10 protein-coding genes are annotated in these 13,412 nt (G+C 64.2%); 6 read left to right on the forward strand and 4 right to left on the reverse strand.

Going from position 1 to position 13,412, the window contains the following annotated elements; genetic code table 11:
- Positions 1-107: 107 nt before the first annotated feature.
- The 3 genes from PLANPX_RS28220 (at position 108) to PLANPX_RS07625 (ending at position 5,534) form a co-directional block, all read left to right on the forward strand.
- Positions 108-2,519: a DUF11 domain-containing protein gene (locus tag PLANPX_RS28220; protein ID WP_152098153.1), complete on the forward strand. Its 2,412-nt coding sequence runs from the start codon at positions 108-110 to the stop codon at positions 2,517-2,519.
- A 258-nt stretch (positions 2,520-2,777) separates the two neighbouring features.
- Positions 2,778-3,821 carry a ThiF family adenylyltransferase gene (locus PLANPX_RS07620; RefSeq protein WP_152098154.1) on the forward strand — a complete coding sequence of 348 codons (1,044 nt, stop codon included), beginning with the start codon at positions 2,778-2,780 and terminating at the stop codon, positions 3,819-3,821.
- 789 nt (positions 3,822-4,610) lie between these two features.
- Entirely contained in the window at positions 4,611-5,534 is a 924-nt protein-coding gene (locus tag PLANPX_RS07625; RefSeq protein ID WP_152098155.1) for a serine/threonine-protein kinase, read from the forward strand.
- Between the two features lie 35 nt (positions 5,535-5,569).
- Here the strand turns inward: PLANPX_RS07625 and PLANPX_RS07630 are convergent, their stop codons facing one another.
- The 3 genes from PLANPX_RS07630 to PLANPX_RS07640 form a co-directional block, all read right to left on the reverse strand.
- Positions 5,570-5,956 carry a type II toxin-antitoxin system VapC family toxin gene (locus PLANPX_RS07630; protein WP_152098156.1) on the reverse strand — a complete coding sequence of 129 codons (387 nt, stop codon included), beginning with the start codon at positions 5,954-5,956 and terminating at the stop codon, positions 5,570-5,572.
- Positions 5,956-6,183, reverse strand: coding sequence for a type II toxin-antitoxin system Phd/YefM family antitoxin (locus tag PLANPX_RS07635; protein ID WP_152098157.1), 228 nt, complete (start codon positions 6,181-6,183; stop codon positions 5,956-5,958). Before PLANPX_RS07635 ends, PLANPX_RS07630 begins: the two co-directional genes overlap by 1 nt.
- A 183-nt stretch (positions 6,184-6,366) precedes the next feature.
- Positions 6,367-7,899 carry a sigma-70 family RNA polymerase sigma factor gene (locus tag PLANPX_RS07640; protein WP_420844079.1) on the reverse strand — a complete coding sequence of 511 codons (1,533 nt, stop codon included), beginning with the start codon at positions 7,897-7,899 and terminating at the stop codon, positions 6,367-6,369.
- A gap of 308 nt (positions 7,900-8,207) precedes the next feature.
- Here PLANPX_RS07640 and PLANPX_RS07645 point away from each other — a divergent pair, with 308 nt between their 5' ends.
- On the forward strand, positions 8,208-9,500 hold the full coding sequence (locus PLANPX_RS07645) for an acyclic terpene utilization AtuA family protein (RefSeq protein ID WP_152098159.1): 1,293 nt from the start codon (positions 8,208-8,210) through the stop codon (positions 9,498-9,500).
- 135 nt (positions 9,501-9,635) lie between these two features.
- Entirely contained in the window at positions 9,636-10,427 is a 792-nt protein-coding gene (locus PLANPX_RS07650) for an enoyl-CoA hydratase/isomerase family protein (RefSeq protein ID WP_152098160.1), read from the forward strand.
- Positions 10,428-11,213: 786 nt separating this feature from the next.
- Here PLANPX_RS07650 and PLANPX_RS07655 read toward each other — a convergent pair.
- The gene (locus PLANPX_RS07655; RefSeq protein WP_152098161.1) at positions 11,214-12,947 is read right to left on the reverse strand and encodes a prenyltransferase/squalene oxidase repeat-containing protein; all 1,734 of its coding nucleotides are present in this window, start codon (positions 12,945-12,947) and stop codon (positions 11,214-11,216) included.
- A 248-nt stretch (positions 12,948-13,195) separates the two neighbouring features.
- On the opposite strand from PLANPX_RS07655, the gene rpmG reads away from it, so the two are divergent.
- Positions 13,196-13,369 (forward strand): 50S ribosomal protein L33, encoded by a 174-nt coding sequence (gene rpmG / locus PLANPX_RS07660; RefSeq protein WP_152098162.1) that lies wholly within the window; start codon positions 13,196-13,198, stop codon positions 13,367-13,369.
- The last annotated feature ends 43 nt before the right edge of the window (positions 13,370-13,412 follow it).

Consider the following 13,412-nt stretch of genomic DNA (forward strand, 5'->3'; position numbering starts at 1 on the left):
TTATCTAGGCGCTACATTTTACCAGCCGTGTCCCTGCGCGCCCGTTGTTCGCCCCTGGCATTTGCCAGCGAGCGACTGGCGTCTGTCCGGGCCGGACACTCCCCCACATGCCCACCCTCCCCGCCTATCACCGCCGTTTGCTCGTGCTGCTGGCCTTGGCCTGCGCACTCGTCGACGCTGGCTGCGCGGGATTGCGCTGTCCCCGCTGTCCGCGGATCGATCCCTCGGGCGAACGCTGCCTTATCTGGCCGAAGGACGAAGCCGCCGTCGCGACCGTCCCCCCGCCGGCGACCGTCTTTCCCGCCGCCACCGCCTCGCTGCCCACAGTCCCCGGCAATACGACGGCGCCGCCGGTGCTCACCGATCCCGTCTTCCCGCAGCCTGAACTGCCGGCCGTGGCCAGCGCCGCCCCCGGCGTGCCGATCGCGCCCGTCTCAACGCAAGTCGCCACGGAGCCGCAAGATCGCCTGACGATCTCGCCCGAGCGGATGCTCGCACCCGTCGGCAGCGAAGTCGTGCTGAAGGGCAACATCTGCACCACCGAAGGCTACACGCTCGCCGAGCAGAAAATCGAGTGGATGCTCGGCCGCAACGGCGTTGGCGAATTTGTTGAAGTCAGCGGCAAGGGCGCCTTCCACCCGTCGATCTACCCGTGGAACAAAGGTTCCAAAACGGATAATTACCTCGCCACCTCCTACACGGCGAACGGCCCCCACTGCATCGATCGCGGCACGCCCGACCCCAGCGACGACGTCGGCATTTCGCGCGGCGACGCCTGGGTGAGCGTTACCTCCGCGAGCGAGGGAACCAGCCACGTTACCGCCTACACCGAGAGCGTCGACTCGTGGCCGCTCCGCAAACAGATGGCGACGATCTACTGGGTCGACGTCCAGTGGGTCTTCCCGCCGGCCGCCGTCACCAGCGGTGGGCGTGAAACGCTCACCACCGTCGTGAAACGCCAAACCGACGGGGCCCCGCTTGCCGGCTGGATTGTCCGTTATGAAGTCTCCGACGGCCTCACGACCGCGGCCGGCGCCGGGCAAGTCAGCGAAGTCGTCACCGACGCGCAAGGCATGGCCTCGGTGCAAGTCTCGCCGACCGCCGCCGGCGCTGCGAGTTCGAAAATCGATATGCAACTCGTTCGCCCCGCCAACTTCGGCGGCGGCGACGCACCGCGGCTCGTCATCGGCAACAGTTCGACGATCGTCAACTGGTCAGGCGGCTCGACGTATCTGCCGCCGAGCGGTTCATCGCCGTTGACGCCCGTCACTCCCTCCACTCCGGTCGTCCCCGCGGGGCCGCCGATCACCACCATCCCCTCGACCCCGCCGCCCGCGACGACGACCCCGTCGCAACCCGCTGGGCCGCCGCGATTGGAGGTGACGCTGCAAGCTCCGCAGACCGCTCAGGTCGGCGGCAAGTGGGTCAGCACGGTCACTATTCGCAACGTCGGCGGATCGCCGGCGACGAACGTGGTGCTGACCGACCGCTTCGACGTCGGGCTCTATCACGTCACCGATCCGGCGTTGAACATGATTCGGAACGACCGCGTCGGCACGATCGCTCCCGGCGAATCGCGACAATTTCCAATCGAACTGCAAGTTTCCAAAGCCGGGTCGCTCTGCCAGGACGTCACGGCCGAATACACCGGCGGCAATCCGGCGAGTCAACGCGCTTGCGTCTCCGCCACCGCGCCCGCAGCGCCGTCGAACGCCTCCTTCCGCATCGACGTCGAAGCGCCGTCGCCCGTCGTTCAGGGCCAAAACTTGCCCGTCCGCATCACCATTCGCAACACGGGCGAGGTGGCTCTCTCCAATGTGCGGATGGTCGAAGAATATCCACTGGCCGCGATGATTCCCCAGCCGGCCGAGGCGGGCGTCCAGGTGATCAGCGGGCGCATCAGTCGCGACATCGGCATGCTGCCCGTCGGCGCCGTCAAGGAGTTCCGCGTCAACTGCGGCTTGAAGACGGCGACCCGCGCCACGATCTTCGCCCAGGGCGAAGCCTATACCGATACCGGCGCGAGAATCTCCACGGCCGATTCGGCCGACGTCGATATCACCGCCGCGACCGGCGCTCAACCCGGCGCCGGCGGGACGCCCGGCGCGGCGAGCGGCGCCGCGACGCTGGCGATTGGCGTGCAACTCGGCACTGCTTCACCCCGCGCGGGGGGGCCGAGTTCGCTCCGCGTTGGCGCTCCCACCAACTGCGAGATCATGGTTCGCAACACTGGCTCGACGCCGCAGACGAATCTCGGCGTCCGCGTGTTCTTGCCTGCGCAACTGACTCCTAATCTGAACGCGATCTCAGGATCAAGCACGTCAGCCCAAATCGTCGATGGCGCCATTCAGTTCGCCACCATCCCGACGATCAATGCCGGCGAAGCGGTGCGGTTCGTTATTCCGGTGAATCCCACGGCCGCGGTAAACGCCACGGTCATCGCCGAAGCCATTAGCAGCGGCCAACAAGCCCCCGCCCAAAAGACGCAGACGATCGAAATCCTCGAAAACCGCTTCTAGCCCCGGGCTCCTCGCGAGAAATGTTGTGGCCCCCTCCCCCTGGAGGGGAGGGCTGGGGAGGGGGGATGAACCCTGGTACACGCTGCCGTCACCCCTCCCTAACCCAGTGCTTCGCACGGACTACCGCCTGTGCTCGGTCGACACTGGCGACCGTGCTCGTTGCTCCCCTCAAGGGGAGGAAACCTCAAGTTTTCGTTACATTGAGGCTCCGGTCCCTCACCGTCGACTCCCCCGCGCAACTCCCGTAGCATGGAGCCGATGCCCACCGACGACGCTTCGCTCGACCGCTACCGCCGCCAAATGCGCTTCGCCCCCCTCGGCGAAGCGGGCCAACGGCAATTGGCCCAGTCGCGGGCCCTCGTCTGTGGCTGCGGCGCCCTCGGCAGCGTCATCGCCGATCAACTGGTTCGCGCCGGCGTCGGCTTCGTGCGCATCGTCGATCGCGACTTCCTCGAACGCGACAACCTCCACCGCCAGGTACTGTTCGACGAACGCGACGTTGCCGAACAGCTCCCCAAAGCAGTCGCTGCGGCCCGTCGGCTCCGGCTGATCAACTCGGAGATCGAAATCGACGCCGTCGTCGCCGACGTTTCCGCGGCGAACATCGCCCAACTCGCGGATGGCGTCGACGTGATCGTCGACGGCACCGACAATTTTGAAATCCGCTACCTGCTCAACGACTACGCTGTGGCGAACAACGTGCCGTGGGTCTTCGGCGGTTGCGTTGGCGCCGAAGGACAAACGCTTGCGATTCTGCCCGGCGAGACAGCTTGTCTGAGCTGCTTGCTCCCCGAACCGCCACCGGCGGAACTCCAACCGACCTGCGAAACGGCTGGCGTCATCGGCCCAATTGTCGCAACGATCGCTGCGCTCCAATCGGCCGAGGCGCTGAAGATCCTCAGCGGCCATCGCGAGGCAGTGAATCGGCGCCTCGCTGTCGTCGATCTCTGGAATAACCAACTCCGCTCAATCGGCATCTCACGAGCCACCGGCGACGCACCCTGTCGCACGTGCGTCGAGCGCGACTTCCCCTGGCTCGACGGCCGCCGCGGCGCCGCCGCCGTTGCGCTCTGCGGTCGCAACGCGGTGCAACTCGCGCCCACCGGCGGCGAGCCGACGTCGCTCGACCGCCTGGCGGCCAAACTTCAATCGGTCGGCAAAGTTTCCGCGAACCCGTACCTACTGCGACTCGAAGTCGAACGCTACCGCATCACCGTCTTCGCCGACGGCCGCGTGATCGTCAGCGGCACCGACGACATCGCCGAAGCCCGCGTCGCCCACGCCCGCTACATCGGCGGCTGAGGCTGATGGCACGCGCGGTGTGCCGTCGCGATGCCGCGGAACGCGTCAGCCAAAATAGCCAGTTTCGCGCTTGCTTTCGGCCACTAGATTTGCGAATGTGAACGGGTGTTCATTTGCTGCGATTGGGCATGGGAAATCTGGGGTAGAGGCTGCGTTCTCGAAACGCGAAAGATTTGTGGGAGGGGTCTCCGACCCCGAAGCCACGTTGCGCCATCGCCTCCGTTTGCGGTGGTGACCGATCTCGGCGTCGGAGACGCCTCCCACAACGAGGTTACGGAGGCATCAGCGAGGCTGGTTAAATCGCGACGCTACACCCTAGATGTCGCCTCAAATGCGACACGAAGCCGAGGCGACAATCACTCAAACTCAATAAGAGAAACAACTTAAAGCAGGTTTTATAATGTCGCCTAAAATCGCGCTTTGCTCCAACAGGCAACGCGACACGACATTAGCGACACCACTCGCCCCGCCTGGATTGCCAAAGCCTCGGGGAGCAAACACGCAAGCCAACCTCCCTCAACCCACCGCCGCCGAATCCCCTTTTCGTCCCCATCCAGCCTCCACTTTCGTTCCGCCCCGCGTTAAACGCCCCGCCAGTTTCCCAGCTTCACGCTCGCCGGGCGTAGTCGGCAAAATCATCCCGTTCGGACTGAGCGCCGCCGCCCGTTCGGTCGATTTGCTGTCCTGGGGTCGGCAATCCCGCCGCTGATCCTACGTCGGCGCCAGCGTTGTTTCGCGCAACCTGTCCGCGCCTCCTGACCCAGTCTGTCCGGAGCGAATGCATCACGAATGGCCACTGTCGAGAGTTCGTTCGCCACGAAACATCCCGCGGTTCACACTCCAGTCAAACTCGAGCGCAAGCTGGTCGGCCGTATCGGCCCCTGGCAGCTCGTGCGGCTGATCAACGAGAGTGAGCTGGCGCGTGTTTACGTCGCCCGTCCCGCCGATTCAGCCGACGACAAGTCGGCGGCTTACGTCGTGAAGGTGCTGCGTAAAGAGTGGTGGCGCGACGCCCATGCAATCGAAATGCAGCGCCGAGCCGCGTGGGTCGGACGCAAGGTCTCGCACCCGCACTTGTTGCCGGTGCTCTCGGCCGGCGTCGATCAACCGCCGTTCTACACGGTGAGCCCGAAGCTCGAAGGCCGCTCGCTCGCGAAGATTCTCGAGCAGCAGCGCCGCCTGCCGATGGCGATCACGTTGTGGATCGCGCGCCAAGTGGCTGAAGCGCTCGATGCGCTTCACACCACCGCTCGCATGATCCACTCCGACGTGAAGCCGGCGAACATCGTCGTCGCCCCCGACGGGCACGCGACGCTCGTCGACCTCGGCTTCGTCCACACGCCCGGCGAAAGCCGCCATTGGTCGTCACGTCCCGTCTACGGCACGCTGAACTACCTGGCGCCCGAGTCGCTGACGTCTTCGCTTTCTGCCTCGCCGCAGAGCGACGTCTACAGCCTCGGCGTGACGCTGTACGAAGTCCTCACCGGTTCACTGCCGTTCGTCGGCCGCGACGCGGAGGAACTGATCCGCAAACACCGCGAGACGAAGCCCGACTGCATCACGCTCCGCCGGCCTGATGCCTCGAAGGCCGTCGCCTCGCTCGTGGCGCGGATGCTGGCGAAGGACCCGCTCCGCCGCCCCGAAAGCGCCGCCGAAGTGGCCGAGGAACTCGTACGGTTGGAGATCGATTCGTTCGCGGCGCGATCAGCGTAGGTCGGGCTTTCAGGCCGACAGCCCCGCCAAGCGACTTACCAAACTCGCTGCACCCCATAACCGTCCAGCACCGCATCCGCTGAAAGAATCGGCAACGATTCGCACAGCGACTGGGCGACGAGCATGCGATCAAACGGATCGCCGTGCAGGTGGGGCAGCGTCGCTACGCGAGCCGCATGATCTGGTGCGATGGGGAGCAGCTTCAGATCGTTTGAGAAGAGTTCAAGTTCGAAGAACTGGTCGAGTGGTTGGGCGATCTTCAGTTTGCCCAGGCCAACTTTGATCGCGATCTCCCACAAGCTCGCCGGGCTAATGTAAAGATCAGTCTCAGGATGCAACCATTGAGCGCGAGCATCGGCGCTCAGTTTGCGGTCTTCGAGCACCGCCCACAGAAACGCATGGGTGTCGACGAGCAATCGCACTACATGTACTCGGCGAAATCTTGGAGGTGATCGTCGTCTTCGGAGACGATCGTCAGAATTCCCTTGGCCGATCCTAGTCGCCGCTTAGGTTTTTCCTCCGCCGCTACGGGCGTCACCTTCGCCACCGGCTTGCCATCGGCGGTAACGACGATCTCATCTCCGGGCGCCAATTGCGTAATCAGCCCCGGTAGTTGAGACGCGATCTGTTCGATCGAAAGCGTAGTCATCAGGCGTGCTCCAAGTGGAAAGCTCTCCGCTGGAGATTATACGACGGATCGGGCCGGCGACGTAGGTCAGGCTTTCTAGCCTGACTCGCAGTGCGACCGACGAAGCCCCAAAAAAGCGGGACGAACCTTTGATTTGGTTCGCCCCGTTGTCAGGCACTAGGGCTGTCGGGCTGAAAGCCCGATCTACGGCACGTCCACCGCGATCGGCTCGACGCCGTCGAGGAACCCGGTGAGGGCCCGTGAGCGATACGGGCTCTGCAGCTTGCGAACGGCCTTCGACTCGATCTGCCGCACCCGTTCGCGGGTGACGCTAAAGATCTTGCCGACTTCTTCGAGGGTGTACGTGTAGCCATCGGCTAGGCCGTAACGGAGGCGAAGGATTTCACGCTCGCGGTAGGTCAGCTCGGTCATCACCTCTTCGAGGCGAGCCTTGAGCGCTTCCATGTGCGTGTCGTAGAGCGGGTCTTCGTCGCGCTTCTCTTCGAGGAACTCGCCGAAGTAGTTGTCTTCGTGATCGCCCACCGGCTGGTCGAGCGACAACGGCTGGCGGGTCATCTTGTGGACGCAACGGGCGTCGTCGACCGACAGACCGGCCAGTTCCGCGATCTCTTCCGGATTCGGTTCGCGGCCGTAGAGCTGGACGAAGTCGGTCGTTACCGAACGGATCTTGCTCATCGTGTCGATCATGTGGACCGGCAGACGGATCGTGCGGCTTTGGTCAGCGATGGCCCGCGTGATTGCCTGGCGAATCCACCACGTGGCGTAGGTGCTGAACTTGAACCCGCGGGCATGTTCGAACTTGTCGACTGCTCGCATCAGGCCCGTGTTGCCTTCTTGGATCAGGTCTAGGAAGCTCATGCCGCGGTTGCGATATCGCTTGGCGATCGAGACGACGAGCCGGAGGTTCGCGGCGGAGAGATCCCGCTTCGCTGCGTCGTAGGCGGCCTTGCGGCGGAGGGTCCGCGAGGCCAGACGACGCAGCGTAGCGGGCGTCTCTTGGGTGATCTTCATCAAGTAGCGGAGTTCTTGCCGCAGTTCGGCGACGTTCCCCTGGTGGAACGAGTGTTCGGCGTGCGAGAGCTGCGACTTGATCGTCCACATCCGATCGCTGATCTCGTGGAGCTGCGACATGAGCGGGGTGAGCCGCTGGATACGGAGGTTGAGCTCTTCGACCAGACGAATCACCTTATTGCGGCGGGCGATCATCCGGCGCCACGAACTGTGCTTCTCGGCGACGGCGGTCTTGCGGCTCACCGCGCGGCGATAATCCCGCTGGTTGAGTGAGAGCAGTTCGCGAGCGGTGGCCAAGTTTGGGGCGATCCGCTTCAGGATCCGCTTCTTTTCGGCGGTGTTGGTCACCGAGATTTCGATCGTGCGGTCGAGCCGCAGCGTGCCGTCGGCGACCTTTTGCAGTAGGTCGACGGCTGCGTGCAACATGAAATCGCTGCACAGCATCGTGCGGCGGAAGCGGCGGCGGGTCGACTCGATCTGGATGGCGGCGGCGACTTCCTTGTCCCGATTGAGCATCGGGATTTCGCCCATCTGCATCAGGTACATCCGCACCGGATCGTCGATCGCGGCGTCGCCTTCGACTTCGGCCGATTCGAATTCATCTTCGTGGCCATCCGCATCATCTTCGAAGCCGGGGGCTTCCTCCGATTGCGGTTTGGGGCGCGAGGCGCGTCCGGCGGGAGCGACGGCCCCCTTCTTTCCCAGCGGCGAGGCGGTTCCGTTGACCTGAGCACTTGAGCGAGACTTCGTCGACACTGGGGGCTTCCTCATGAAGTGACGCGGCTGTTGATGAGAGTGGATCCGACGAGATGCAGAGGTCGTGCCGCCGCTCGGTTGTCCGGCGGTTAGAAAAGGCGTAAAGTGTTTGCTGCGAGCGATTTTCGACGAGGCGGGAGACGTCGCGGCGAGTGCGGGAGGTCGCTCGACGATGCTGTTTCACCACGGAAGCGGCGTGGCGATGTTCCGGAATCTCAACGTAACCCTTCGTTCGGAATCTTACGCACAATTGGCATATGCGGTTTGCAAGATTGCAATGCGACGGCGCCGGCGCACCGCTCGGGATTGAGGAACTAGCTGCCAGCGGGCAGCTCGATTTTCTGCAGCTCGACTACCCCCGCGCTCGTTGGGCGAAAGTCGAAGGCGCCGCCGAAGCGGCGTTACCGGAGTGCGCCATCGGATTTTGCGACGCCCTGCGGGCGGTTGTGAAACCGCTTTACCTCGACCCGCAATTGCATCTGTTCGCCTCGGCCGGTTGGGCCGATGCCTATGGCGCTGTCGAACGGGCGGCCCACCTGCTTGTCGAAGGGGGTTGCGGCGACGTTCCCGTCGCAGCGGTGCGAGGGAGCAACGTCGAGCCAATCCTGGAGATGCTGGAGGAGGAGGGCGTCGACCTCAGCAATGCCGAGACAGGGGCCCCCTGGCGGGAATTGAAGGCGCCGGTGCTGGCAGCCGACCTGCAACTTGGGGGCGGGCCGCTGTCGCTGGCCCTCGCCGAAGAGGCCCGCGTCATCGTGGCGGGGGCGTTTGATCCGACCGCCCCGCTCGTGGCCGCCGCCGTCCACCGCCATGACTGGAAGTGGCGAGATTGCGATCTCCTCGCCGCGGCCATCGCCGGTGCTCGCGCGGCGACGTGGATCGATTGGCAAGCCTACGCAGGGGAGGCGCCGGCGACTCAGCCATGGCGTCCGCAGGTGGTCGAGCTAGACAGTTCGGGTCGGCTGTTGTTGGAAACTCCTCACGGCAATGGCGACGCCGCCGCGCGGCTGCAGGAGTGGCTGCGGGCGGGCGACGGAAAGGCGGCTGATGCGCTCCATCCCGACGTGCGCGAAGAGCGGGGCGCCCTGGAGTGCCGGCCTCTGAACCCCAAGCAGCTTGAGATCACCGGCGCCCAGGGAGCGGCGAGCGACGATTGCTGGGAGCTGGAAGTTCTCTACCAGACCGGCTTCGTGGTCGAAACCTTGGTCGAGTTCGCCGCCGAGTCCGATCCTCGCTGGCGGCAGCACCTCGCGACGATGGCCCGGGCCAGCCTGCCCGCCAACCGCGATCTCGACGAGCATCTGACAATCGAGGAGCTCCACGGAAGCAGCGGCGGAGGATGGCTCCACCTCGGCTTTCAATCGAAGTCCCGCCGCACGGCCCAGCAGTTTGCCGAACAGACGATGAAGCTCGTCGCGGCTCATCGCCCCCACGTCCGCCTCTCGGTGCGGCCCGAGGTTCACGTCCACTGCAGCTGCTGGCCGGTCCGCGTTCCTCGTGACGCGGTCGACATCGCCGTCGAAACCCGCGTTGCCCGCGAGTGGCTGTAGGCCACTAGCTTACCTACGGAAAATCCCTCAACGTTAAAACCAGAATGACGAAATCCGAATGACGAATGAGAATACTGCAGAGAGGGCTATTCATTCGTCATTCGAGCTTCGTCATTCGTCATTCAAGATTCCGCCATGTACATGCCCAGCAATGCCATCGACGTGAAAGTGTTCGAGGGAGCGGGGACGATCATTCTCAATCGTCCCGACTACGGCAATGCGCTGATGCGGTCGATGGTGCAGCAACTCATCGAGGCGATCGACGACCTGTACCTGGAGAAGCGGGTACGGGCGATCATCATCACCGGGGCAGGGGACAGCTTCTCCGCCGGCGCCGACGTGGGTGAGATGCAGGTGAGCCAGGACTCGGAAGCTCCCGAGGAAGATTGGGGCTCCGACGCCGCTGATTTTCGCGACCTTGTCGTGCGGATGATGGAGATCACCAAGCCGATCATCGCCGCGGTGAACGGCCCTGCGGTCTCCGCAGGAGCGGCGCTCGTGGCGGCGGCCGACATCGTCGTCGCGAGCGAGCGGGCGACCATCGGCGTGTCTGACGCTCGTCACGGCATGGTAGCGGGCCTTGCCGCGCCGCTGATTGCGTTTCGCATCGGGGCAGGGCAGGCGGCGCGGATGATGCTCACTGGCGCCATGCTCGATGCGGCAGAGGCGTATCGCATTGGGTTGTTTCACGAACTCGCGCCGGATGATCTCGTCTGGGCGCGAGCAATGGAAGTCGCCAAGCAGTGCGCCGCCGGCGCGCCCGAGGCGATTCAACTTTCCAAGCGGCTCGTCAACGAGACGCTCGGCGAAGAGCTCGCGACGCAGCTCGCCTCCGGCGCCGTGATGGCCGCCACGGCTCGCACGACCGAAGCGGCGAGCGAAGGGATCAAGGCGCTGCTCGAAGGCCGCCCGCCGGAGTGGAAGTAGCTGCCGCTCGGCTAGAAAAGAGAATTCGAAAACTTTTCCGGCTCGCGTTTGACTTCAGGAAAACTCGACCTAGATTTCAGTTGCCGGCGACGAGTTGCTGACGCTCGCCTGCGACGCCGCGATCGTCTGACCCTTCATGCGACGCGGCGCTGGACTTATCTCGCTACTTATCCTGCCTCGTTTCCTTCCTCATCGTGTTGTCGCTGCGTGCGGGCGTTGGCCCTTCGCTGCGACCCAGCAAGTACCCTGTCAGCTTAGGCCGTCGGCGTGTGTGCGCGGTTCACCCCACGTATCGCTGCTGCGCACGCCGGCGGCCTGGCGCGTGTGAAACTCGTCATCGTCTCATTCGTTTGTCGGCATCTTGAGTGGAGCGAAGAATCTAGAGCTCATGGCGCATCGCCCGCGCCGGTTGCAACCCGGGCCTGACCTGGGGGACGCGGGACGTATGTTGGCCGATGAGGCTCAGTCGGCTCGGCGTCGTTGGCGCTCGAGCCGGAAATGCGGACGGGGTTGGCTTCGCGCCGGCCGTCGTCGCTCTAGATCCTTCGCTGCGTTCAGGGTGGTGACAGCCGCCGAATGGCGCAACAAAGCCGCGACCGCCGGTCGCGGCTTTGTGGAAATTCGCGAAACCCCAACGGGGAAAGTCCGAGACCTGCAGCGTTTGGCGCCCTCCAACGTGTGGCCGGACTTTTCCTTCCACCTGCCTGAGGCGCGGCGGCTCGTAGCGTGTGCTGCGGCCGCCGCCTCAGGCCCCTTCTACCGGCGAGCCGAGTCGTTTGACTTGGTTCAGTCTACTTCCGCGTTCCCTGCCGAGGAGTTGTCGACAAATGTATCTTGATAAAGCGGCATATACCGGTAGTAGACTTCGAGCGTCATCGTGGCCAGCGCGGTGGAATAGAGCCGGCCCCCTGCTGAACTGTGCGGTTCTGAAAAGTACCAGCTCCCTTTCTCGTGCCCCGCCGTGGCCTGGGTGCTGATGAGGTGCTCGCGCATCCGCGGGTTCCACCGCTTCCAGTTCGCACCGCCGACATGGTGGAGCACCTGCGATGCGTAGTAATTGAAGTAGGCGTCTTTCGTGCTCGGCGTCACTTGGCCGAGCCGCGCGACGCTCGCCCGCAACGGGCGGTAGTCCTTTTTCCAGCCGCCAATCATGCGGCAGAGCAGGCCGATGGGCGTTGAGGCGGTGCGTCGGTTCGGCGAATCGCCCTGAACGTACAGGTAGTTCATGCCGTCGTCGTACTGCACGCTATCGAGATAGCTGCCGATGCGCTCCCAGATGTTCGACGGGAGTTCGATGTCAGTGAGGCTCGCGCTTTTGAGGGCCGCGATCTGCCAGCCGCTCACCGTCGTGTCGCCGGCCATCGGTGCTTCAAAGTTCGGCGTGTAGCGCCAGCCGCCGTCGTTGTATTGGGCTTCGAGAATGAACTGGATGGCGAGGATGGCCGACTTGCGCAGCTCGCGGTCGTGGGTCATCGCGTAGGCCTCGGTGAGCGCAAGCGTGGCGATGCCTTGCGAGTACATATTATCGCCATCGCGCAGATCGCCGCCGTGCGTGGTGACGGTCATCTGCTCCTGCAGGAAGTAGAGGCCGTGGCCAACGACTTCTTTGTACGGCCCTTCCTTATGCGTGTACCCCGCGCCGAGGAACGTGAGCAGGGCGAGTCCCGTCGCCGCCGTCTTCGAACGGTTCGATCCTGAATCGCCGCATTGGCCGCCGCAATTCGGATTCGCTTGCAGATCGAACCGCCAGCCGCCGTCGGACCACTGATGCTTCTTCATCCAAACAAGGGCCGCTTCGACGGCTTCTTCGCTGCGAACCGTGCCGCCGCCGGCAAGCGCGGCAGCGCGGCGATTCTCCAACTTGCGGCCTTCCAGTCCGCCTCCGCGCGAGGCCGACGGGCCTAGCAGCGCATCGAGCGGCAGGCCCGTACCAAATCCTGAATCGCTCGATGACGTTGCCGCGGTGACGCCGCTACCAACATTCGCCGCAACGGCGCCCTCGGAGGGGAGGTCGCCAATCGGGCCGCCGAGTTGCGGTGCAATGTCTTCGCCAATGGGCGAGCCGATCATGTCGCTTACTTCGCCCGGGAGCGAGATTTCGTCGCCGAGTTCGAACGGCCCGAGCGATGGAACGAGTTCGTCGGTGGGGGCGATCGGCAGTTCGCCGACGCCGACTTCCATCGGCTCCACCGACAGCGGGCCCGACGGTTCGTCGTCGAACAGCTCTCGGGCTCGCTGTGAGGAGAGGATCGCGATCGACAAGGTGGCGAACAGGACGCCATGGACGACGGCGCTCGAAACCCACGCGCCGGCGCCCGATTCTTCGAGCCAGGCGCCGATGCGGTCGACCAGTCCGAGCGGCTCGCTGAGCGGGACGGCGGGGGAGGGGGGCTCCACCAGCGGTTCCGCCACGGCGGCAATTTTGTCGGCTGGCGAGTCTAAAACGGGGCCATCAAGCGGCGCTGGAAGGTCCGGCGGCTCGACGTGAGGAGGCGGCGTATGGTCCAGCGGGGAGGACAAGCCCGTCTGTTCCGATCTTGGCTGCTAGGGGCTGAACTCGTCAATTATACCGCCACGGCGTCGTTTTCTGCGTCCGAACGCTCCAGTTCCTCTGCTTTCCGGTTACCGCGAGGATGTTGGAGTCCCCACTGGCGTAATGCCGAAAAAGTCCATAAAATGCCGGGCTACCTATACCGTCCGGGCCGCAGCCGACAAACCGGCGCCCCGGAACCCCCGAGTTTTATCGCGTTTCGATAGTTAGGTGACGTATGGCGAAGACCGGCAAGCGGAAGAAGAAAGTGGAAACCGTGTTCCTCGTGTGCGAGGAGACCGGCGATTACAACTACACGCTCCGCCGGAAGACGGGCGGCGAAAAGCTGAAGCTCAGCAAGTTCTGCCCTCGTTTGCGCAAGCACACGATTCACGTTGAGAAGAAGAAGTAAGCTTCTTTTTCCGTTTCTTTAGGGGGCGGCGGGAGTTCTGCGC

This window comes from Lacipirellula parvula (assembly GCF_009177095.1).
Classification (GTDB): Bacteria; Planctomycetota; Planctomycetia; order Pirellulales; family Lacipirellulaceae; genus Lacipirellula; species Lacipirellula parvula.

Excerpts from the sequence above, each read along its gene's own strand:
- PLANPX_RS28220 (WP_152098153.1), top strand. The coding sequence starts at position 108 with ATGCCCACCCTCCCCGCCTATCACCGCCGTTTGCTCGTGCTGCTGGCC.
- PLANPX_RS07620 (WP_152098154.1), top strand. The coding sequence starts at position 2,778 with ATGCCCACCGACGACGCTTCGCTCGACCGCTACCGCCGCCAAATGCGC.
- PLANPX_RS07625 (WP_152098155.1), top strand. The coding sequence starts at position 4,611 with ATGGCCACTGTCGAGAGTTCGTTCGCCACGAAACATCCCGCGGTTCAC.
- PLANPX_RS07635 (WP_152098157.1), bottom strand. The coding sequence starts at position 6,183 with ATGACTACGCTTTCGATCGAACAGATCGCGTCTCAACTACCGGGGCTG.
- PLANPX_RS07645 (WP_152098159.1), top strand. The coding sequence starts at position 8,208 with ATGCGGTTTGCAAGATTGCAATGCGACGGCGCCGGCGCACCGCTCGGG.
- PLANPX_RS07650 (WP_152098160.1), top strand. The coding sequence starts at position 9,636 with ATGTACATGCCCAGCAATGCCATCGACGTGAAAGTGTTCGAGGGAGCG.
- rpmG (WP_152098162.1), top strand. The coding sequence starts at position 13,196 with ATGGCGAAGACCGGCAAGCGGAAGAAGAAAGTGGAAACCGTGTTCCTC.